The organism is Arcobacter sp. ISO1 (genome assembly GCF_058105185.1).
The window spans coordinates 1,386,346-1,409,292 of sequence record NZ_CM176573.1 but is presented as its reverse complement, the minus strand read 5'-3'; the positions used below and the strand labels follow the sequence as shown (position 1 = coordinate 1,409,292).

24 protein-coding genes are annotated in these 22,947 nt (G+C 27.7%); 6 read left to right on the top strand and 18 right to left on the bottom strand.

The features are described 5' to 3' along the window. Positions 1-8: 8 nt before the first annotated feature. The 14 genes from AC2TY9_RS06960 to AC2TY9_RS06895 all read right to left on the bottom strand — a co-directional run bounded on the left by AC2TY9_RS06960 (position 9) and on the right by AC2TY9_RS06895 (position 13,342). On the bottom strand, positions 9-1,871 hold the full coding sequence (locus AC2TY9_RS06960) for a hypothetical protein (RefSeq protein WP_489780221.1): 1,863 nt from the start codon (positions 1,869-1,871) through the stop codon (positions 9-11). Between the two features lie 268 nt (positions 1,872-2,139). Continuing rightward, positions 2,140-4,248, bottom strand: coding sequence for an elongation factor G (fusA, locus tag AC2TY9_RS06955; protein ID WP_489780220.1), 2,109 nt, complete (start codon positions 4,246-4,248; stop codon positions 2,140-2,142). A 113-nt stretch (positions 4,249-4,361) separates the two neighbouring features. Beyond that, positions 4,362-4,829 carry a 30S ribosomal protein S7 gene (gene rpsG, locus AC2TY9_RS06950; protein ID WP_489780219.1) on the bottom strand — a complete coding sequence of 156 codons (468 nt, stop codon included), beginning with the start codon at positions 4,827-4,829 and terminating at the stop codon, positions 4,362-4,364. 16 nt (positions 4,830-4,845) lie between these two features. Further along, entirely contained in the window at positions 4,846-5,220 is a 375-nt protein-coding gene (gene rpsL / locus AC2TY9_RS06945) for a 30S ribosomal protein S12 (RefSeq protein WP_138153294.1), read from the bottom strand. A gap of 290 nt (positions 5,221-5,510) precedes the next feature. Beyond that, positions 5,511-6,269 carry a glycerophosphodiester phosphodiesterase gene (locus tag AC2TY9_RS06940; protein WP_489780218.1) on the bottom strand — a complete coding sequence of 253 codons (759 nt, stop codon included), beginning with the start codon at positions 6,267-6,269 and terminating at the stop codon, positions 5,511-5,513. Then, positions 6,270-7,124 (bottom strand): ABC transporter permease, encoded by an 855-nt coding sequence (locus tag AC2TY9_RS06935; protein ID WP_489780217.1) that lies wholly within the window; start codon positions 7,122-7,124, stop codon positions 6,270-6,272. Next, positions 7,121-7,984, bottom strand: coding sequence for an ABC transporter permease (locus AC2TY9_RS06930; RefSeq protein ID WP_489780216.1), 864 nt, complete (start codon positions 7,982-7,984; stop codon positions 7,121-7,123). Before AC2TY9_RS06930 ends, AC2TY9_RS06935 begins: the two co-directional genes overlap by 4 nt. Then, a complete protein-coding gene (locus AC2TY9_RS06925) occupies positions 7,984-9,036 on the bottom strand; it encodes an ABC transporter ATP-binding protein (protein WP_489780215.1) in 1,053 nt (350 codons plus the stop codon). Before AC2TY9_RS06925 ends, AC2TY9_RS06930 begins: the two co-directional genes overlap by 1 nt. 29 nt (positions 9,037-9,065) lie before the next feature. Then, positions 9,066-10,130, bottom strand: coding sequence for an extracellular solute-binding protein (locus AC2TY9_RS06920; RefSeq protein ID WP_489780214.1), 1,065 nt, complete (start codon positions 10,128-10,130; stop codon positions 9,066-9,068). Positions 10,131-10,207: 77 nt separating this feature from the next. Beyond that, complete coding sequence (locus AC2TY9_RS06915; protein ID WP_489780213.1) at positions 10,208-11,296, bottom strand: FkbM family methyltransferase; 1,089 nt, start codon at positions 11,294-11,296, stop codon at positions 10,208-10,210. A 1-nt stretch (position 11,297) separates the two neighbouring features. Then, complete coding sequence (locus AC2TY9_RS06910; RefSeq protein ID WP_489780212.1) at positions 11,298-12,110, bottom strand: DUF234 domain-containing protein; 813 nt, start codon at positions 12,108-12,110, stop codon at positions 11,298-11,300. Positions 12,111-12,208: 98 nt separating this feature from the next. Then, positions 12,209-12,661 carry a YaiI/YqxD family protein gene (locus AC2TY9_RS06905; protein ID WP_489780211.1) on the bottom strand — a complete coding sequence of 151 codons (453 nt, stop codon included), beginning with the start codon at positions 12,659-12,661 and terminating at the stop codon, positions 12,209-12,211. Further along, positions 12,661-12,858, bottom strand: coding sequence for a YwbE family protein (locus AC2TY9_RS06900; RefSeq protein WP_489780210.1), 198 nt, complete (start codon positions 12,856-12,858; stop codon positions 12,661-12,663). Before AC2TY9_RS06900 ends, AC2TY9_RS06905 begins: the two co-directional genes overlap by 1 nt. Then, on the bottom strand, positions 12,851-13,342 hold the full coding sequence (locus tag AC2TY9_RS06895) for a hypothetical protein (protein WP_489780209.1): 492 nt from the start codon (positions 13,340-13,342) through the stop codon (positions 12,851-12,853). The genes AC2TY9_RS06900 and AC2TY9_RS06895 overlap by 8 nt, the downstream gene beginning before the upstream one ends. A 162-nt stretch (positions 13,343-13,504) precedes the next feature. Between AC2TY9_RS06895 and AC2TY9_RS06890 the strand changes: the two genes are divergently transcribed. The 4 genes from AC2TY9_RS06890 to AC2TY9_RS06875 are packed head-to-tail and all read left to right on the top strand — an operon-like array spanning position 13,505 to position 17,060. Beyond that, positions 13,505-14,479 (top strand): ABC transporter substrate-binding protein, encoded by a 975-nt coding sequence (locus AC2TY9_RS06890; protein ID WP_489780208.1) that lies wholly within the window; start codon positions 13,505-13,507, stop codon positions 14,477-14,479. A gap of 2 nt (positions 14,480-14,481) precedes the next feature. Then, a complete protein-coding gene (locus AC2TY9_RS06885; protein ID WP_489780207.1) occupies positions 14,482-15,498 on the top strand; it encodes a FecCD family ABC transporter permease in 1,017 nt (338 codons plus the stop codon). After that, positions 15,495-16,292 (top strand): ABC transporter ATP-binding protein, encoded by a 798-nt coding sequence (locus AC2TY9_RS06880; RefSeq protein ID WP_489780206.1) that lies wholly within the window; start codon positions 15,495-15,497, stop codon positions 16,290-16,292. Before AC2TY9_RS06885 ends, AC2TY9_RS06880 begins: the two co-directional genes overlap by 4 nt. A gap of 18 nt (positions 16,293-16,310) precedes the next feature. After that, complete coding sequence (locus AC2TY9_RS06875) at positions 16,311-17,060, top strand: Rossmann-like domain-containing protein (protein WP_489780205.1); 750 nt, start codon at positions 16,311-16,313, stop codon at positions 17,058-17,060. Positions 17,061-17,076: 16 nt separating this feature from the next. Here the strand turns inward: AC2TY9_RS06875 and AC2TY9_RS06870 are convergent, their stop codons facing one another. Next, on the bottom strand, positions 17,077-19,200 hold the full coding sequence (locus AC2TY9_RS06870; RefSeq protein ID WP_489780204.1) for a methyl-accepting chemotaxis protein: 2,124 nt from the start codon (positions 19,198-19,200) through the stop codon (positions 17,077-17,079). Between the two features lie 246 nt (positions 19,201-19,446). Here AC2TY9_RS06870 and AC2TY9_RS06865 point away from each other — a divergent pair, with 246 nt between their 5' ends. Next, positions 19,447-20,196 carry an alpha/beta fold hydrolase gene (locus AC2TY9_RS06865; RefSeq protein WP_489780203.1) on the top strand — a complete coding sequence of 250 codons (750 nt, stop codon included), beginning with the start codon at positions 19,447-19,449 and terminating at the stop codon, positions 20,194-20,196. Then, positions 20,193-21,197, top strand: a complete 1,005-nt coding sequence (locus AC2TY9_RS06860; protein ID WP_489780202.1) for an endonuclease/exonuclease/phosphatase family protein — start codon at positions 20,193-20,195, stop codon at positions 21,195-21,197. The genes AC2TY9_RS06865 and AC2TY9_RS06860 overlap by 4 nt, the downstream gene beginning before the upstream one ends. On the opposite strand, the gene sigZ is transcribed toward AC2TY9_RS06860, so the two are convergent. The 3 genes from sigZ to AC2TY9_RS06845 form a co-directional block, all read right to left on the bottom strand. Then, positions 21,184-21,756: an RNA polymerase sigma factor SigZ gene (gene sigZ, locus AC2TY9_RS06855; RefSeq protein ID WP_489780201.1), complete on the bottom strand. Its 573-nt coding sequence runs from the start codon at positions 21,754-21,756 to the stop codon at positions 21,184-21,186. The two genes, AC2TY9_RS06860 and sigZ, sit on opposite strands and share 14 nt — an antisense overlap. 10 nt (positions 21,757-21,766) lie before the next feature. Next, a complete protein-coding gene (locus AC2TY9_RS06850) occupies positions 21,767-22,369 on the bottom strand; it encodes a LysE family translocator (RefSeq protein ID WP_489780200.1) in 603 nt (200 codons plus the stop codon). Positions 22,370-22,437: 68 nt separating this feature from the next. Further along, on the bottom strand, positions 22,438-22,947 hold the full coding sequence (locus AC2TY9_RS06845) for a GDSL-type esterase/lipase family protein (protein ID WP_489780199.1): 510 nt from the start codon (positions 22,945-22,947) through the stop codon (positions 22,438-22,440).

The following is a 22,947-nucleotide window of genomic DNA, read 5'->3' as shown; positions in this document are numbered from 1 at the left end:
TAATTATCCTATTTAAATTCAATCATTTGAATTTGTTTCATTTCATTTTCCAAAACTCTTCCATATTTTTCAAGCTTTTTTTGCTGACTTGTAATTCTTGAAACATAAGGTTGATTTTTTCTTAAATCTTCACTTAAGCTATTTATAGCCTCTTTTGCTTCAACAAAGCTATTATAAACACCTTTGACCACTCTATAATAACTATTTTGACTCCCTATTGGAAAAGCAAGAACTTCTTCATATAAGTTATTATATTCAAAATATTTATCTATTCTCATATCATCTTTTAAAAATGTAATCAATGTTATTGTATATTTAGTAGAATCTCTGTTAAAAAACTCATCTTTTATTTTACTTTTACTATTTTCTAACTTTGCATATACACTTGAATAATCAAACTCATATTTTCTAGTTTTAACTTGAGATTTGTTTGTCTTACTATTATATATCATTTTATTTTTATGGTAAACTTTATATAGTTTTTGATGATTTTTTATATTACTTACTTTTAAATTTTTTAAACTTGTAACATTTAATTCTTCTATAATTTTTTTTGCATCATCTTTAGTTTCAAATGCTCCATAAATAAGTCTTGCATACTCATTATTATCACCATATTTATATGCTAAAGCTTCATTTTTTATCTTATTATTTAAAAATGATTGTTCAATTGTAGTTTCTTTTAAATTTATTTCACCAAAATCAACTGTAAAAAAAGAACTTCCATCATTTAAGAAAACTTCACTTAAAATATTAAACTCTCCATCCTCTTCAACATAATAAACATCTACAAGTTTTGATTCTTTTAAAAATTTATTCTCTTTTTTTTCAATTACTGTGTTTATCTTTTTTTTCTTAATCTTTTTTACACTATTTTTTATTTTCTTTTTTTGTCTATCTTCTTTTTTTGGCTTCTTTACTTTTTCTTTAGCTTGCTTAATTATCTTAGGTTTTTGAGCCTTTTCATTTTTTATAATTTTAATATCATCACTGATTGTAGGTTTACTTGCAAGCTCTTTTTTATTTGTATTGTTCATCTTTAATTCAACAATTGGATTATCTTCATCTTTAGAAATATTCTTATTATAAAAACTTTGAAACTTTTCCATTTTCATAGAGTAAGGTTTATTAAGTTTCAAATTATCATTAAACTTTTTTATAGCTTCAATAGCTTCCTTTCTAGTTTTATACAAGCCATATATAATTCTTGCTTTATCTTTATTTTTTCCATATAGATGAGCTAAAGCTTCATTTTCTACCCCATAAGTTTGAAAAAAGTTTTCAATACTATCTTGTTTTAAAGAAATACTTCCAATTGCAATAGAATAAAATTTAGAATTATCATTTAAAAACTCTTCTTTTAGTTTTTTTGCTTCTTTTGAATTATTGACAAAAATTGATTTAGAAAATTTCTCATTTGACTTTAATTTTTCCATCTTTTTTTTATCTGAAGAACTAATTTTTTTAATGTTTTCATTATATTCTGAAAAAAGCTCTTGATGTCTTTTTAAACTTGCTGAATAAGGTTTATTTCTAGTTAATCTTGAATCCAAATTTTTTATTGCTGCTGTTGCTTCAGTACCAGTTTTATAAACTCCTGAGATAATCCTAGCATACTCTTTATTTTCACCAAATTTATATGCAAGTGCATTTGTCATATTAAAAGTTTTGAAATATTCTATTGGATCATATTTACTTAATTCTAAAGTACAAATACTAATAGTATAAAATTTTGTATTAGGGTTTAGAAATTCATCCTTTAAGCTTATATTATTAGTGCTTTTATTTTCTACATATACAATGTCATCTTCCATTGCAGCATTTAAGTTTAGAAAAATTAAAAAAGATAAAAAGATAATTTTATAAATCAATATGCCCTACTTTTAATTTTGATATAAGTTAGATTCTATCTAAAAAGAATTTAAACAAGAATTTATAAGGGTACAGAAGAGAAGTAATAGGAGTTTAAATAAAAAAAGGGATATGCAAAAGCACATCCCTTTTTATCTAAAGAAAACTTAATCTAACGCGATTAGTTCTGACATTTACCGTTTAATTACGAAATCATAGATTTCTATTAAACATGACAAATCTCGTTAAAATCTAAAAGAGTGACGCAGGTCACTCTTTTAAACGATTTTAACCATTTCTCTTTTTGATGATTTCATCAGAAACGTTTTTAGGAACTTCTTGATAAGAATCAAATAACATAGAATAAGTTGCTCTACCTTGAGACATAGATCTTAAGTCTGTAGAATAACCGAACATTTCTGATAATGGAATCATTGCAACAACAAGTTTTACACCTGCTCTGTCATCCATAGATTGAACTTGTCCTCTTCTTTTATTAACGTCACCGATAACATCTCCCATATAATCTTCAGGAGTTTCAATTTCAACTTTCATGATTGGCTCTAAGATAACAGCTTGTGCAGCTGCTGATCTACAACCTTGTTTGAATCCCATAGAAGCAGCTAATTTAAATGCCATTTCAGATGAATCAACATCATGGTAAGAACCATCATATAAGTCAACTGCGATATTAACCATTGGATAACCAGCTAAAATACCACCAGCCATCGCTTCTTCACAACCTTTTTGAACTGCAGGAACATATTCTCTTGGAACAGCCCCACCTTTAATTGAACTTGTAAAGATATAGTTATCTTCACTATCAGATGGTAATGGAGTAATAGTTAAATATACATGACCATACTGACCTTTACCACCAGATTGTTTAGCGTATTTGTACTCTTGTTTAATCTCATTTTTAATTGTTTCTCTATAAGCAACTTGAGGAGCACCAACTTCAGCTTCAACTTTAAATTCTCTTTTCATTCTATCTACAAGAATTTCAAGGTGTAATTCACCCATTCCTGAAATAATAGTTTGTCCAGATTCTTCATCAGTTGCAACTCTAAATGATGGATCTTCTTCAGCAAGTTTACCTAATGCAATACCCATTTTCTCTTGGTCAGCTTTTGTTTTTGGCTCAACTGCAACAGAAATAACTGGTTCTGGGAATTCCATTCTTTCTAAGATTACTGGATCTTTTTCAGATGCTAAAGTATCACCAGTGATAGTTGTTTTAAGACCAACAACTGCACCAATTTCACCAGCATATAATTCTTTACACTCTTCTCTATTGTTTGAGTGCATTTTAAGAAGTCTTCCGATTCTTTCTTTTTTCATTTTAGTAGAGTTCATAACATATGTTCCAGATTCTAAAACACCTCTATAAACTCTTGCAAATGTTAATTGTCCAACAAATGGGTCAGTCATAATTTTAAATGCTAATGCTGCAACTTCACCATCATCAGATGAAGGAACGATAACAGCTTCACCATCTTGAGTTTCACCTTTAATATCAGCAACCTCAGTTGGAGCTGGTAAATACATAGCAACAGCGTCAAGTAAAGTTTGAACACCTTTGTTTTTAAATGCAGTACCACAAGTCATTGGAGTAATTGTCATATTTAAACAAGCAGCTTTTAATCCAGAAACAATCTCTTCTTCACTTAATTCACCCTCTTCAAAGTATTTTTCCATTAACTCTTCAGATGATTCAGCAGCAGCTTCAATCATTCTTTCTCTATATTCTTCAGCTTGTTCTTGCATATCAGCTGGAATCTCTTCTACATGGTAGTGAGAACCCATAGCAGCGTCATCATCCCAAACAATTGCTTTCATTTGTACTAAATCAACAACACCTTGGAAGTTTTCTTCAGCACCAATAGGTAATTGAATAGGGATAGCATTTGATTTTAGTCTTTCATTAACTTGTTTTTCAACCATATAAAAGTCTGCACCAGTTCTATCCATTTTATTAACGAATATCATTCTTGGTACTTTATATTTATTTGCTTGTCTCCAAACAGTTTCAGATTGTGGTTGAACCCCACCAACTGAACAGAATACTGCTACAGCACCATCAAGAACTCTCATTGATCTCTCAACTTCAATAGTAAAGTCAACGTGACCTGGAGTGTCAATAATGTTTATTTGTAGATCTTCGTTTGTTTTTGGGTGTTTCCAGTGACAAGTTGTTGCAGCAGAAGTAATTGTAATACCTCTTTCTTGCTCTTGTTCCATCCAGTCCATTGTAGCAGCACCGTCGTGAACCTCACCAATTTTATGAGATACACCAGTATAGAATAAAATTCTTTCAGTAGTTGTAGTTTTACCAGCATCGATGTGAGCAGCGATACCAATATTTCTAACTCTGTTAAGAGGGGTTTTTCTTGCCATCTTAAATTTTCCTTTTAAATTTTTAAATTTTGCGAGATTATATCTAAAACTAGATAAAAAAAAAGGGTGTCAAACACCCTTCCTTATATGATTAAAAAATAATTACAGTTGGATTACCATCTATAGTGAGCAAATGCTTTATTTGCTTCAGCCATTCTGTGCATATCTTCTTTTTTCTTAAATGAAGCTCCTCTTTCGTTTGCAGCTTCAAATAATTCGTTTGCTAATCTCTCAACCATAGTTCTTTCGTTTCTTTTTCTAGCAGCATCAACTAACCATCTTAAAGCTAAAGTTTGTCTTCTTACAGATCTAACTTCAACAGGAACTTGGTAAGTTGCTCCACCAACTCTTCTAGATTTTACTTCTAAAAGTGGTTTAACATTTTCAATTGCTTTTTCAAATAAATCGAAACCAGATTCTTCACCTCTAGCATCTAAGTTTGCAATTGCACCATACATAATTTTTTGTGCTGCAGATTTTCTACCATCTAACATTACAGTATTAATAAATTTTGTGATCACTTTACTATTGTAGATAGGATCAGCCATTACTTCTCTAACAGGAGCTTTTCTTCTTCTCATTCTCTTATCCTTCTACTTATTTCTTAGGTCTTTTAGTACCATATTTAGATCTTGCAACAGTTCTGTTTGCAACACCAGCTGTATCTAATGCACCTCTTACGATGTGATACTTAACACCAGGTAAATCCTTAACTCTTCCCCCTCTAACTAATACGATAGAGTGTTCTTGAAGGTTATGACCCTCACCACCGATATATGAGATAACCTCAAAACCTGTAGTTAATCTAACTTTCGCAACTTTTCTTAAAGCCGAGTTTGGTTTCTTAGGAGTAGTAGTATAAACTCTTGTACATACACCTCTTCTTTGTGGACATTTTTCTAATGCAGGTGATTTAGATTTTTTGATCACCTTTTTTCGCTCTTTTCTAACAAGCTGATTAATAGTAGGCATTCTTTCCCTTTATTTTTTTTATAGAGATCTAGTTAAATTGTTGAATCATTATAGATTCTCTATTTTCTGGTTTGAGCTTTAAAGCTGCTCATGCTTCTCGTTACGTCCCAATGACGCCATGACATATGACAAGGGTCATAATCAAAACGATACTACCATTCTAGAGAAACGTTGAGTTGTTTTCTAAAAAAGTTACGGATTATACTTAATTTAATCTTAAATATGCCTTATGTTACTAAGATGTATGTTCGATGACAAGAATTATCATAAGGTTTCAAAATTTTATAAAACTAATCTAAAATATCAGTAAATATACCCTTTACACCCCAAGAAAAAAGTTCCTCTTTTCTCTTTTTATCATTTACTGTAAAAACACAAGTATAAATGCCATGTTCTAATAGTTTTTGAACTAATTCTTCCTCCACAACTTCATCACTACAATGAAAAGCTTCTATATTATATTTTAGTAAAAACTCCAATAGATTTATCGAAATTACATCTTCACATAAAAATGCTTTTTTAATCTTCTCATATTTTTTGTTTAGTTGAATAATATATTCTGAAACAAAGGATGAAACTATAACATTTTTAGTCATTTTACAGTCATCTATTATTTTAACAATTTTTTTAACGGCTTTTTTGTGAAAAGGGCTTAATGTTAAATCTTTGATTTCAACATTTACATAAACATCTTTTTTCTTACAGAAAATCAATACTTCTTCTAAAGTTGAGATTCTTTGTAATTTTAAATTTTTATCAAACCATGAAGAAAAATCTAATTGCTTTAATTCTTCTAAAGTAAACTCATCTATATGAGATTCTTTTTTTAAAGGGTAAACTTCTTCAATATTAGATGTCCTTAAAAGTGTGTCATCATGTATTACAACTGCAATACCATCTTTTGAAAAAGCGACATCTAATTCAATCATTTTTGTTTTTTTAATTGCTTTTTTAAAAGCAAGCATTGTATTTTCTGGGTAATGAGAGCTAAAACCTCTATGGGCAATTTGGATATTTTCATTATTTTCATAAAAATTATAACTATTCATTTATTTCTCTTTCTTGGAAAAAATTAGATTAAAAAATGCAATTATTGAAGTACAAATAATTAATAAAAATGAAATAGAGTTTATAACAGGTGTACTTCCATCTCTAACTTGTAAATATAAGTTAATAGGTAATGTTGTATCAGAACCTATTAAAAAAAGCGTTGTATTAAAGTTTTCAAAACTCATTAAAAAGGCTACTGCACCTGCTCCAATAAGTGCAGGTTTTAAAAAAGGTAAGACGATATAAAATATAGTTTGAAGCATACTTGCACCCAAGTTTAATGAAGCCTCTTCCAAACAAACATCAAACTTTTTTAGTCTGGCACTTACAACCAATAAAACAAAAGTAGTTATAAAAGAAAATTGTCCAATAACTACAAGCCAAAAGCTTGGTCTTAAAACTTCTAAATCTATTCCATAAGTTTCATCTAAATAAAGACCTAAATCATTTACTGAAACTAAAAGTGAAATACCTAAAATAACACCGGGAATAACAAGTGGTGTTAAAGCTAGAAAATATAAAGCCTGTTTAAATTTAAAATTTTTTCTCTCGAAAAGCAAAGCCGCATATGTTCCAACAAATAGTGAAAAAATAGTTACAAAAAATGCTGTTTTTAAACTGTTGTAAATACTTGTTAGATTTTCACTATCATTAAATATTCCTACTCTTTGAGAGTTGTTGGCAAAAAACCAATCAAGAGTAAAACCATTCCAAGGAAGTGAAGGGAAATTTGAGTCATTAAAAGCAAAGATACAAGTTACAAGCAAAGGTGCAAATAAAAACAGGAAAAACAATATTACATAAACTCTAAAAGCAAAAGTATAGAATGAAGACTTTGGTAATGTTCGTATCATCTTAAAGCCTTTGAAAGGGATTGTTTACTTATCTTCAATGCTAAAAAGATAATTAGTGAAGATAACACTAAAAGTAAAAATCCAAATGCAGAACCTTGGTTCCAATTAAAGCTTGATATAAACTGATTATATATTTGTTCAGTAAACCATAAAGAGTTTTTTCCACCAATTAAATTTGGGGTTAAATAGTTTCCTAAAGTTAACATAAAAACTACAATAGAGCCAGATACTATGCCACTTGAAGCATATGGAATAATGATTTTGAAAAAGATTGTAAACTTTGAAGCCCCCAAATCATAGGCTGCTTCAATATATGAATCATCCATCCCCTCTAAAGCAGACATTATAGGTACAACCATAAAAAGCATAGAGGTATAAACTAATCCCATAATCATACTTATATCGTTGTATAAAAACTCAATACCTTCGGAAGTAAGCCCAAAATATTGTAAAAAGAAGTTTATTACGCCACTTTCTCTTAAAAGAATAGTCCAACCATAAACCCTAACTAATTCACTAACCCAAAAAGGAAGCAATAATAAAATAGATAAAAAAAGGGCATATCTTTTATCTACTATTTTAGTGATATAAAATGCAATAGGAAAAGTAACTACAAAAGTTAAAAAAGTTACAAATATAGCATAAGAAGCAGTTCTAATAAAGGTATACCAATAAACTTCATTGTTAAAAAACTCTTTATAGTTTGCAAAAGACCAAACTAAATCCCCATAATCATTTTCTGCTTGAAAAGACATAATAAGAAGTTCAAACTGGGGCATAACAATAAGTAAAAAAAGCCACAATAAAACCGGCAAAAGTAAAAGATAAATTCCTAATTGTAGTCTAAAATTTTTAAACATTATTTAAAAACCTTACAATCTTTTTTACTAACTCCTACTTTGATTTTATGCCCTATTTCTATTTGTTTAAATTGTTCATTTTGAGGTAAGGAAATCATTAACTCTTTATTACTTGGTAAAGTTGCTAATAGTTTTGTGTTTGAACCATCAAAAAGTATATTTATAATATCTACTTCAAAACGATTTATATCTATTATATCTTCCCCTGGATTTATCATAATAGCTTCTGGTCTTATAAATAAAGAGCAAGTATCATTTACCTCTTCGATAAAAGTGGAGTGAAACTCTAAATCATCACTTCTTACTTTATCATTTGAGATTTTCTTTGCTTCTAAAATATTTGTTTCACCAACAAAAGAGGCTACAAAAGCTGTTTTAGGGTTTGCATAAAGATTTTGTGGAGTATCAATTTGTTCAAATACTCCTTGATTCATAACAGCAACTCTATCACTCATAACTAAAGCTTCAGATTGGTCATGTGTTATATAGATAAAAGTTGTTCCAAACTCATGTTGAAGTTTCTTCAACTCTATTTTCATAGATTCACGAAGCTTTAAATCTAAAGCTCCTAAAGGCTCATCTAAAAGTAATATTGATGGTTCAAGTATCAAGGACCTTGCTATTGCTACTCTTTGTTTCTGACCACCAGATAAAGAGGAAACATCTTTGTTTTCATATCCACTTAAATGAACTTTTATTAAAATCTCTTTTACTCTTCTATTAATCTCATTTTTAGCCATTTTTCTTCTTTTTAATCCAAAAGCTATGTTTTCATATACATTCATCATAGGGAAAAGTGCCAAATTTTGAAAGACTAGATTAACTGGTCTTTTATTTGCTGGAATATTCAGCATTGGTTTGTTGTTTATAATTATATCACCTGAAGTTGGTTGAATAAAACCTGATATCATTCGAAGAAGTGTTGTCTTACCGCATCCTGAAGGTCCCAAAATTGAGAAAAACTCACCTTGTTTTACTTGCAGATCAATTTTTTTAACTGCAAGATGGTCTGCGAATTCTTTTCGCAAACCCTCTATACTTAAAATACTCATCAGTTTCCTTGCATTAAAACTTTAACTTTTTAGTTAGAAGCTTTAACTTTATCTAATAATTTTCCCTCTATTTTTTCTAATTTTGCTGGAACTGGAGGATACCAGTTGATATTATCTATATCAGCTTTTGTAAAAGATCTTTCAAAGTTAGCTTTAATCTCTTTATCTAAAAACTCATTTGCACCATTTGAAGCAGTTCCATAACCCTCTTTATTTGTAAAATATGCAGCATTTTCTGGCTCTAACATAAAGTTTATCCAGGCATAAGCACCTTTTACATTTTTTGCTTTTGCTGGAATTGCAAATGTATCAATCCAACCTAAAGCTCCACTTTTAGGGGCTACAAAGTCGATATCTGGATTCTCTTTATGAAGCTTCCAACCACCATTGTCCCATCCCATAGCAACAACTACTTCACCACTTCTCATAAGCTCTAAAAGTGCATCACCATTTGACCAATAGTTTTTAACATAAGGTTTTGCATCTATTAAATCTTTTGCAACACTATCCATCAAACTTTTATACGCTGCTACATCATTATATTTTGCAAAAGGTTCTCCCCCTTTTGCAAAAGCAACCCCAATAAGAGTTGGTCTTTTTAATCTATAAGAGATTTTGCCAGAATATTGTTTGTCTAATAAAGCTGTGTAATCAGTAGCATTAGCAGCTTTCTTTTTATTTACAATAAGACCTGATGTACCATAACAAAAAGGAACAGCAAAAGACTCATTTTTTACTTTTGTATTTTTCTTAACTGCATCTAACATTGAAGTTATGATTGAAGAAGAATTGATTTTATTATAATCAATTGCTTTATATAGTTTATATTTTGCTTGAACAGATGAGATTCTATCTTGACTTGGTTGTGCAACGTCAAAACCTGCACCTCTTGTAGCTCTTAATTTAGCTATCATCTCTTCATTATTTGAGTAGGTAATTTCAACTTTATAACCTGTTTTTTTCTCAAACTTTTCAATTAATGCTTTTGGAGCATAACCTTTCCAAGTAAGTAACTTTAACGTCTCTTGAGCCATAGCTGATGTAGATAAAATACCTAAAGCTAATACACAAGACAATGCAATATTTCTTTTCATTTTATTTCCTTGTAAAATTTTCTAAATTATTTTACAAGGAAAATATTACAAGTTAATTACAAAAATATATCTAAATGTTATACTTCTTTGGTATTTTTACACTTTGGAAGAAAATACATTACTGTTTCATATATACCTTCCATATAATGTCTTAAATAAAGTTTGTAGTTAGGATTAATATCTAATACAATTTTAGGAACTTTATACCAATCTTCTGCCTTATGATAAATACAAATAGCTAATATAGGAGTATATTTTTTTATAGTTTCTTTAGCCCCATGCAAGGTATCTTGTTCAGCCCCTTCAATATCAAGTTTTATAAAATCAACTTTTTCTTTGATTAAATTATCAATAGTATTTATATCTAAAGCTTGATAATCATGATGACAATTATTCTTTGAAAAATTTAAAGTATCTTCATCTCTTTTCTTTTCTTTTCCTAAACCACAGTTTATAAATTCTATTTTTTCATTTGAAGAGAAATCTCTTTTTGCAATGTTAATATGTAACTCATTTGGTTCTATTGCATATATTTTTTTAAAATCTGGAAAGTTTTTTATTATGGTAGGTAGAGTATCTCCTACATATGAGCCACCATCTAAAAAAACAATATTTTCAACCTTTGGAATTAAATCTTTATCAAAATATTGTTCATCGTGATTATTTGTAAAACCTTCCATAAAATCTAAATCAAAACTTATTTTAAAATTTATTATTTTTTCAAAAATCTCTTTTGATTTTTCATCCCTTAAAAGATTATAAACCTCTTTATATTCTTTACTATTTTTCTTATAGTCTTCTTTAAAATCACAAATAAAAGGGGGTTCTTTTAAGTCTAAATTAGAGTATTTGAAAAAAGCCAAATAGTTTATATTCTCAAAACCTCTTTTATCTAATTCATTTTTTACTTCAAGTGGACTTCCCATAGCAGTTGAGAGAATTAATGCACCCTTTGGAACCTCATCAATATGAAGAATCGATTTTTTTCTTGAGCTTTGAAGCCTTGTAAAATCATCAACAATTCCATCAACTTTTATATATTTTTGAACACATTTAGTAAATTTATTAATACCTACGATATATTTTTTTCTAGTAGTTGAGAAAAGAAACTCATTTACAAGTTTCTTATCTTTTTCATTTATATAATCTAAGTTAATTAGATTCATATTAGATAATTAAAGACTTTAAACTTTTTACTGTGTATAGTTTTAAACTATCACCCTTTTCCGCTTTTAATTCATTTGAGAAACCTGATTTTGAAAATAAAACTACATAGTCTGGTGTAATTTCTAAATCTTCACAATACTCTTTTAACATACTTAATTCATTTTTTTTCATTTTTGAATTTGTATATCTACATGAGCCAATTATTACTTTTCCTGACCCAGTTTGAGCTAAAAGATTTATCTCATTCTTTTCCTCATCCCAATATCTTCCAATATCTTCAATCTCATCATCTTTGAAAGAAACTTTTATAAACTCATGGCAAAGTTGCTCAAATACTAAAGACATAAATTCATTTTGATAGTTATTAAATTTTTCAAAAGATTCATCATATTCACCTCTTGATATACCTCTATAAACAGGAGATACAAAAGCAAACCAAAATCTTAAAAATGGTGCAGTAAAAATTAGTTTATCCGCAACCTGATTTTCTTCAAAATTTTTAGTTAAGAAATCCATTGAAGTTTCAGTTTGGATAATATTTAACTCTTCTAATTCATAAATTGTATCAATACCTTCACCATATTCCACATCTGCTCTTTTAAATGCAGAGTTAACTCTTCTATCACCTAAAGCAATTCCAGTTAAAATTTTATGGTAAGGTGCTTTATTTTTTGTAAGTTTTTGAATATAATCTTGAATTTCGTAATATTTATCTAAAATCTCTCTTTTTATCAAAGTTCTAAGAGGTTTTGTCATATCAATTTTAATATCAAGTCCACCAAATACAGCAAAATAATTTAGTGCTGTTTCCATATCGCTTGGCTTATTTGTTTCACAAAATATTTGAAACTGTTCTAATAGGGTTTTGTCGTTAAGTATAATTGTAGAGCCTTTTTATTTTTTTGATTATATCATAAATGTTTTTGGAAAAACATATTTAATTGATTAGCAAATTTTTGTGAATCTTTTTTAGAAAAAGGCGCTGGTCCTTTTGTTACTTCACCACTATCCCTTAATTCTTGCATCAAGTTTCTAAAAGCTAGATACTCTTTTATATTATCCTGGGTATATAACTCGCCTCTATGGTCAATTGCATGGGCATTTTTTTCAATTATTCTATTAGCAAGTGGAATATCAGCAGTTATAACTAAATCACCCTCTTGCACTAAATCAACTATTTTATTATCGGCTTCATCCATACCTTCTTCAACTATCATATAAGTTACTAAAGAACTATTTGAATCCCCAATTGAGATTTTTTTGTTAGAGATTACAAGGGTATTAACATTTAATCTTTTTATTGCCTTTAAAACAATTGGTTTTAAAAGATTAGGGAAAGCATCCCCATCAACAAACAAAGTCATTATAAAATCTCTTTTACTCTACCCACTTGCCCATCTTTTAATCTTACTTTTATGCCATGTGGATGTGTTTTTGAATTTGTTAAAATATCTTTTACAAAACCATGGGTTAATTTATTTGTTCTTTGGTCTTGTTTTAAAACTATTTTAACCTCAAGACCCTCTTTTATATCATCCCTATCTTTTGGGTCTCTAATCATTTTGCTTCTTATAAAAAAGTGCTTTTTTTAATTCATCTAAATGATAAAAGAATATTGCTTTAAAGATAAAAGTGATTTTTGTTTTTTTCTGTTCACTTGTATCTAAAATATCAAAGGTAAACTTCTGATTTGTTTCTTTTGATTCAAAAGTCACACTAATAGGTTTTAATGTTCTAATCATATTCATAGTTATTTTATACTCTTTTGGATTTGCTCCATCAAGCATATCACCATTTTTTTCTTCTCTTCTACTTGCATCATAAAGTGCTGTTAGTGTTTCTTTATAAATTGATTTACTAAGAATTACTTTTGTTTTTGTTGTATGAAAAGTACCAGTTTGATTTAAAATTGGGTTTGGTTTTTGCTTTCTTATCTCTTCAACTGCTGTTAATAGAAAGTTATCTCCACCTAAAATACTTGAAAAGTTTTTAATCTCTTCACTTAAACTCTCTTTTTGAGTTGAATCTAGTTTGTTAAAATCCATATTTGTCCATTATTGTAATATTAAATGCAAAGATACCATTGTTTTGCTAAACTTTTACATCAATTTATCAATTAGTTCTAAAAATACACAAGTTAATTCATTTTTTATTTCTTCCATACAACAGCTTAAGTAAACTTAATTTAGATTATTTAAAGGTAAAAAATGAAATTTATATTTTTAATTCTTAGTTTGATTTCAATATCCCAAGCTACTTTATTTAAAGATTTATATAACAGAGATGTTAATATTAAAGAAAATAAAAAAATTGTTTGTATTGGCCCTGGTGCATTAAGACTTATTAAATATTTAAATTTAGAAAAGAACCTTGTGGGGATTGAAAAAAGAGAGTTATCATTTAATAAAAACTCTACGTATGCACAATACCTAAATAAAGATTTTATAAAAAGTCTTACAATTATAGGACAAGGTGGTCCTTCTAAAATGCCAAACTTAGAAACACTGATAAATTTAAAACCTGATATTATTTTTGCAACTTTTTTATCAAAAGAACAAATTAATTTAATTGAATCTAAAACAAAAATTCCTGTTGTTGCTTTAAGTTATGGGCAAACACTAAAAAATGAAAAAAAGTTAGACTTTATTAAAAAATCCCTTGATTTAATCTCTAAAATTATGAACAAAGAAAAAAGATATCAAAACTTACTTTCATTTATGCAAAAAGAAGAAAATAAGATCTCAGAATTTAAGATTGATGATAAAGTAATTTATGTTGGGGGAGTAGCATTTAAAGGAATTCATGGAGTTACTAGTACAGAAAGTAATTATCCTGCTTTTGAACTTTTAAATATAAAAAACCAGTTATTAAAAGGTTATAAAGGGCATGCTTTTATAAATATTGAAACGCTTTTAACTTTTAATCCTGAAGTTGTATTTTTTGATAAATTAAGTAAAAAAATTATTGAAGAAGAACTACAAAAAGATAAAACAATTTTTTACCACATAAATGCTTTTAAAAATGATAAAGTTTATTGGCTAAATCCAAGTAACTTTTATAATATAAATGTTGAAAATATTTATATTAATAGTTATCTTATTGCTTCAAAATTTGGGCATAACATCAATATGGAAAATATAAGAAAAAGAGTCCTTGAAGCCTTTTTCCAAACTAAAGAATAAAAATGTACACCAAAAAACTGTATTCAAAAGAGAAACTAACGGTAATTGGATTATTAATATCTTTTACTATATTTCTAATTTGGATTTCACTTATTAGTGGAAATCAAGGTATTAACTTTCAAGATACCTTTAAAATTTTTAAAATGGAAGGTACCTTTCCTATTATATTTTATGAAATTAGAGTACCTAGAACATTAGCAGCTTTTTTTGTGGGAGCTGCCTTGGGATTGTCTGGTGCGATGATGCAAGCAGTATTAAAAAATCCTCTAGCCTCACCTTTTACTCTTGGTATTTCTCAAGCAAGTGCTTTTGGAGCTAGTTTTGCAATTATTGTTTTACAAACCTATTCAACTTCTTCAACTTATGAAGCTGGATTTATAACTGCACTTTTTGCCTTTGGAGCTAGTATGATAAGTACACTTTTGATTTTATCATTGGGTAAAAAAGGGAATATGAGTCCTGAGTCTTTAATACTATTTGGTGTTGCTTTGGGTGCATTTTTTTCTGCTTTTACTATGCTTCTTCAATATTTTGCAGAAGACACTGATGCTGCAGCAACACTTTTTTGGACTTTTGGAGACTTATCAAAGGCGAACAGTTTATCAATTTTTTTAATATCAATTGTTTTGATTTTATCACTTATAATTTACTTTAAAATATTTTGGAAATTCGATGCTTTGATGCTTGGAGAAGATAGTGCAAAATCTCTTGGAATAAATACTAAAAAACTTAGGTTTTCATCTATGATAATAGCTTCACTTTTAAGTGCAATTAGTGTTTGTTTTTTTGGAATTATTGGTTTTGTAGGATTAATTGCACCGCATATTGTAAGATTACTTATTGGGAATTCCCATAAATTTATTCTTCCACTTTCTGCTTTATGTGGAGGTATTTTACTTTTACTAGCAGATATTGTTTCAAGAACAATTTTATTACCTGTAATCATACCTGTTGGGATTATCACATCTATGATTGGAGCTCCTTTATTTTTATACTTTTTATATGTGAGAAGACAATGAGTTTAGAGATTAAGAACTTAAGTGTAAAGATAAAAAAAACAAAACTCCTAAATAAAATAAATTTAAAAGCAAAAAATAGTGATTTAAATATAATCATTGGTCCAAATGGCGCAGGAAAATCAACTTTACTTAAATCCATTTGTAAAATAATAGATTATGTTGAAGGGGAAATTCTTTTAAATGACGAAAATATTATAGAAAAAGATTTACAAGAAGTATCAAAGAATATTTCTTATATGGGGCAATTTCAAAATAATTCAAATTTAAATGTGATTGATATTCTTGAATTATCAAGGAGAAAATATAGTGGCTTTTCTCTAAATAATGAAGATCACAAGATTATTGAAAAAATCATCAAAGAAGTTGACATAGAAAAATTTTTACATAACAACATTGATCTTCTAAGTGGTGGAGAAAAACAAAAAGTGTTTTTAGCAGCTTCTTTAATTCAAGAGCCAAAGGTTTTATTACTGGATGAACCAACCTCTTTTCTAGACCCTAAAAATCAAATTGAGATGTTAGAGATTATAAAAAAAGTAAGTAAAGAGAAAAGCTTGATTACATTAATGGTAATCCACGATTTACAAAATGCTTTACACTATGCAGACAAAATTATAATGCTAAAGGATAAAGAGATTATCGATTTTCAAGACTCTTTAAATGTAGATGCAAAAATGATTTCAAACTTATATAATATCCCATGTGAAATATTTTGGCAAAATGGACATCCTTTTACATTTTTTGGGCATACACATAACCATGGAAATTCCCACCATAATCATCATGAACACTAAGAAAATTAAGGAAAAACATTGTTACTAAATCAACTAAAAGAAAAAGCACTTGAAAGTGCAATAAAAGATAAGCTATCTTTAAAAGAGTTTTTATTAGATAAAACTTTTACTTTTTGTATCATAAGTGATGGAAAAAATGATTTTATAGGATTAACTCTTACTCCTAAAGATGAGGGTGAATTAAACTCAATCCAGTTAAATACCATAGAAGATATTTTAAGTACTCATAATTATAACTTGGCACTAAGAGCAGTAAGTCTTGCACTTATTAATGCCATTGGACAATATGAGTTAAGCAAAAAAAATATCCCCTTAAAACCAAACCTTAGAATAGAACTTCATGAAACAATATATAATCTAAGTTGTGAAGATGATAATATTGTATTTATTGGAAATTTAAAACCTGTAGTAAAGAAACTAAGTGTTTCAAGAAAAAACATCTCTGTATTTTGCAGGTCAATGACAGATGAAAAAAATGGTGTATATAACGATATTTTCGAATATGAAGCAGTTGAAAAAGCGGATGTAGTTATTATAACAGGAGCTGCACTTATTGGCTCAACTATTGATGCACTTTTAAAATTTACATCAAAGGCAAAGGCAGTTATTTTATCTGGTTTCTCAGCTGGATTAAATCCTTCATGGTTAGAAGGGTTTCCTATAACTCACGTGGCAAGTACAAGTTTAAAAGAAAGTAAAAAAGAGAATATATTGAATATCTCCTTAGAAGAGATATTCAACAATAGTTGTTATACTATTAAAAGATAAAAGAGACTAATTCTCTTTAATCTTTTTTAAATTGTTTATCACTTAGATTTTCAATAATATTTTTAGCAATATTTGAAGTATCAACTGAGATTTGTTTTGTATGACTAGCAACATTTGCATTCTCTTGAGTTCTTGTATCTAATTTGCTAACTGTATCATTTATTTGTTCAATACCTTCTCTTTGTTCTTTAGATGCAGATTCAATTTGAGAAATTAGTTCTGATGTTTTATTAATGTTTTCATTTAAAACAATATATCCATTTATCATCTCATCTGCATTTTTCTTACCAATTTCAGTTTTGTTAGTTGCATTTTCAACTAAATCTTTAATCTCTTTTGCAGCTTCAGCACTTCTACTTGCAAGGTTTCTAACCTCTTGAGCAACTACAGCAAAACCTTTACCAGCTTCCCCTGCAGTGGCTGCTTCAACTGCAGCATTAAGTGATAATATATTTGTTTGAAATGCAATTTGATCAATTATAGTTATGGCTTCAGCAATGGCATTTGTTTGATCATTAATTTCATTCATCGATTCAACAGTATTTTTTGCTAAGTTTTGTCCATCGACAATTGAATTTTTTAGAGTATTAGAATTTTCAGCCATTTTAGATATATTTTGTGTTGTCTCAACTATTGTTGCTGTAACCTCTTCTAAAGAAGCTGAACTTTCTTCTAAAGAAGCTGCTGTTTGATTAGAAGAAGTGTTTAGCTTATCAACATTATCTAAAAGATTTCTTGCATTCTCTTCTAAAACTTGTCCTAGTCTATAATTCTCTTGTAACATTTTGTTAATCATCTCGTTAAGATTATTTAATCCTTTCGAAATTTTTCCATCAGCACTAGGAACATTATTTATAAAATTAAAATTAGAATACTCTTCTAAAGATTTTAAAATATCATTAATATCACTATTTACATTCTCACTAATAGTTTCAATCATCTCATTTAGAATATCTCTTAATTCATTTAATGATTTATTAGTTGTTTTCTTTTCTACTTTAACATTTAAATTTCCATCTTTTATTTTACTAACAGCATTCTTTACATCTTCAATTAACTCTTTATCTTTTTCTAAACTAATTTTTACACTATCTATTTCTATATCAATTTTCTTAGCCATATTTCCAAATTCATCATTTGTTTTAATATTTAACATAGAAACATTTTCACTCTCACCTTTTAAGTAAGAAAAGAAATCATTCAAACCATTTTCTAAAGTTTTAATTGGAGATAAAAGTTTAACTAGCATATAGTAAAGTAATGACAAGATTAAAACTAGTAATACTACATAAAGAAAAATCTCCTTATAAATATCTGCTTTTATATCATGAAAGATTGAATCTTTTTCTATTTGAACAACTAAAGCCCAAGAAGAAAATGGAACTTTACTATAAGTTAATAAAGTATCAATATTATTCATATTAACTTCAACAAACTCTTCATTTTTATTAAGTTTTATTTTCTTTGAGATTTCACTAACTTTTTTTAATAGTTTTTTATTTTTATGAACTAAATATTTTCCATCTTGAGATAATAAATAAGAAATTGTTGGAACACCCATATCAAGAGTTAAAATCTCTTTTACAATAGTGTCCAAAAATATATTTGCTCCAACTACACCTACTAGTTTCCCATCTTTTTTAAATGGAGCAAAAAGTGTAATTACAAGTTTATTTGTACTTGCACTTACAAAAGGGTCAGTAACACCTTTTCCATCAATTTTTTTTGACTTCACATACCAGGGTCTTTTTCTAGCATCATAATTCATTGTTGCAATACTTTTTAAAGAACCGTCAAATTTAATTAAATCACCACTTTCTTCAATCCCAACATACATACTTGCAAAATCACCTGATTTTTTACCAAGTAAAATCTTATCTACTAAAACTTTGTTTTTATTAGTGAATTCTTCATCTTGTATTAAAGAAGCAACAGACTCAACAATTTGCATTTTTGATTTTAAATAATCATCAATAAATTTTGAAGTTTGTTTTGTCATACTTAATTGATCATATTTTACTAAATTAAACTCTGATTCGAATTTATTTGTAGTATTATAGAAACCTAATATTAAAAAAGAACAGGCAATACTTGCAAACAAAAGTACTAGTAACTTAGCCTTAACACTTGAAAAATTCATAATAACCCCTTGTAGTTTTAGTAGCTAAAATTTTATAGCTTCAAAATGACTTAAATATGATACTATTCTACAACAAATACTAATAAAGAAACTCTTAATAGTTGAAAAATGACTTAAAAATAATATTATTTTAATATAAATTGTATAAATACAACACAAATATAACAAAAGCTTATAAAATTATTTTATTATTCTAAGGAAGTTTTCTATAAAGTATCACTCTTAATTAAATAATAGGCAAACACAATGTTAGGAACAAAAATAATTGGAAATGGAGATACCAAAATCATTTTTTTACATGAACTCATGGGTGATTGTAGAAACTATGAAGCAATATTTCCTTTTTTAGATAAAGAAAACTTCACATATATCTTTACAGACCTAAGAGGTTATGGATTATCAAAAGAGAAAAAAGGGGAATATAATCTAGAAGAGGCTTCCCATGATGTTAAAAATTTAATCTCTAGATTAAATCTAGAGGAAGTTATCCTTGTAGCCCACTCAATGTCAACAATGATAGCCCAAAGAGTTGCATTAATAGAACCAAAGGTGAAAAAACTGATTTTAACAACACCTATTTCAGCTTCAGGTATAAAAGTTCCAGAGATACAAAAGAAAAGTTTAATTAGAAAAATGTCTGAAAATAAAAGAGCAATTGAACAAATTGTTAGAAGTTCAAGTAGGAGATATAATCAAACTTGGGCAAAATATAGAATAGATATAGGATACAGTTCATCTTTAGTTGAAGCTAGAGTTTCTTATATGAATATGTATCTTAATACAAGTGATAATGAAAATGATATTAATGAAGAGATTGAAGTTAATATAATACTTGGAAAATATGATTCTGCAGTTTTTGCAAAAAAAGAAACAGAAAAGAATTTTTCTAAATACAAAAATGTAAATATAATTGAATGTCAAGAAGCAGGTCATTATCCAATGATTGAGTGTCCAGTTTTTTATGCAAGTAAAATTGAAGAATTATCAAAAAAATGAAAATAAAAGTCGCATCTTTTAACCTTTTTCAGTTTTGTGCACCTCCATACTCGTGGTATATAAAAAAAGATAGATTCACAAATGAACAATGGGATAAAAAAACGAAGTGGGTAAAAGAACAAATAGAAAAAATGGATTGTGATATTATTGGCTTTCAAGAAGTTTTTTCAAAAAATGAACTAGAAAAACTTTGTAAAGAGTTAGGGTTTAAATATTTTGTAACAGTTGATGATGCTAAAAAGGACAAAATAAACTCTAATGTATACATAAGTACAACTGTAGCTTTAGCTTCTAAATATCCAATTTTAAAAATAGAAGTAGTTACGCCCCATATAAAAAGTTTAAAAAAACATTTTTTTACTGAAAAGTTTAATTTTTCAAGAAAACCAATAAAGGCTTTAATTGAAATTGAAAATAAAAAAGAGATTTTTATTTATGTAAATCACTTTAAATCAAATAGATTAAATGAGTTTGAATATATTTTTAATAAGCAAACACCACTTAATGAAAAAAAACAAAAAGTTTTTACTTCACTAAAAAACAAAAATCTATCAGCATTAAAACAAAGACTTTGTGAAACTTCATCTTTATATTATGATTTTTTAAATTGTGATAAACCTATAATTTGTTTATGTGATTTAAATGATAAAGAGTTTTCCCTTTCAATTGATGCATTAGCAAATCATTCATACCACAATGAAAGAAAAAAGTTTAATTCATATTTATTATATGATGCATATATTTTAGCCTCAAAAAAAGAATCAAATCCCCATCCAGAGAAAAAGGCTCAAAGAAAAGCAACTAGTTATTATCTATCTAAAGGAAATGTGATAGATTACATTTTTGTATCAAAAGATTTTAATAAAAAAGATAAGAATGCTATAGGAAAAATAAACTCTTATAAAGTTTTAGATAATCATCTAAAAGATAATAAAGATGGTAGTTTATTACAAAGTGATCATGCTCAAATTGTTTGTGAAATCGTTTTTAATGACTATTAGAGTTTATTAAAGAACAGTTTTTTTCATCTTTTATTTTTACTTCTACAATTCTATTATGTTTATTTATCTCCAATTCACAACACTCAAGTAACATCTCTTTTAATATTTTTCTTCCTCTTTGTACTCTAGATTTTGCAGCAGGTAAAGAGATGTTTTCTTTTGTAGCTAACTCTTGTTGTGTATTGTTTTCTATTTCTGATAACTCTATTGCTTTTTTGTATTTATCAGGCAATCTACTTATTAAAAAACCTAAGCATAAAGATAATTCATCTTTTATAATCTCTTCTGAATCTATCTCAAAAGGGTCATTTACCCAAGAAGGAATCTCTTTAACATTTTTATTTGTTCGATAAAAGTCAATAATAGTATTTCTAGTTATTTGATATACCCAACTTTTGAGTTTTGTAATATCATCTAATGTATCCATTTTAGTATGAATTTTGATAAACACTTCATGCAAAATATCTTTTGCAGTTTGAGTATTGGATACTTTACTACTTATAAAACCTAAGAGCTGTCTGTGATATTCTTCCCAAACATTTTCTGTACTTTTATCCATTTTTAACCTTTTAAATCACTTTTATTAATTGCATATAAAAAAGATAAATTGCAACTAAGATTAGTAGATTCCCCATTATAATATTTAAAATTTTAACTCTTCTTTGTGTTTGGAATAAAAACATCACCTTTTGACCAACAATCCCCCAAAAACTCAAACACAAATAACATACTAAAAAATATATTGTTATAAATAATATCAAGCTATTAGTAGAAGTAGAAAACAGAGAAACTCCAGCTACAGATGCTATCCAAGCTTTAGGATTTAGCCATTGCAATAAGAATCCATCATAAAACTTTGGTATAAAATTTTCCTTTTTTTCCAATTCTATTTTAGCAGAAGAATTTATGATTTTATAACCCATATATATAATAAAACCCGAACCAAAAAAAGATAAATAAATCAAAAAATTTGGAAAAGATTCAACAATTTTTGAAAAACCAAAACTTATAAAAGCTAATAAAGCTGTAAAACCTATTGTTGCACCAGATATAAATAAAAAAGTTTTTTTAAAACCATTACTAATTCCTGAAGATATAATAATCATATTTACAGGTCCTGGTGATATTGACATAACAAAAGAGAAATAACTCATCGCAAAAATCATACTCATATAAATCCTTTTTAAGTATTTATATCTATAGACGAAGAAAGTTTAAAAAGGATGCAAAAATATAGATTTTAAATTAAACTTTTTAATTTATATGCCCAAACTTTATAAGCTTTTTCTCCTAAATGAAGACCATCTATTGTTAAATCCTCTCTTAAAAGTCCTTTTTCATTGGAAAAGACACTATTAAAATCAATCATTTGTATATTTTTAGTTTGACAATACTCTTTTATCATTTTATTTAAAGTATTAACTTTTTTATTAACTGCTGGCATTTGAGTAATTAATACAGACTGAACGATGATTTTTATCTTTTTTGGAATAATTTTTTCCAAAATATTTTTATAGTTTTCAAATGTTTTTTCAAGTGGAACAGAAAGACATAAGTCATTTATCCCTATCATCAAACAAATTATTTTTGGTTCTAACTCTATTGCTCTATTAACTCTATTTAATACCCCAAGGGTATTGTCCCCATCAATTCCTAGATTTATTACAAAATTGTTTTCTAAAAGCTTTTTCCAATCACCCCTAGCAATAATTGAATCACCTAACATCACAACTTCAATATTTTTTTTCAT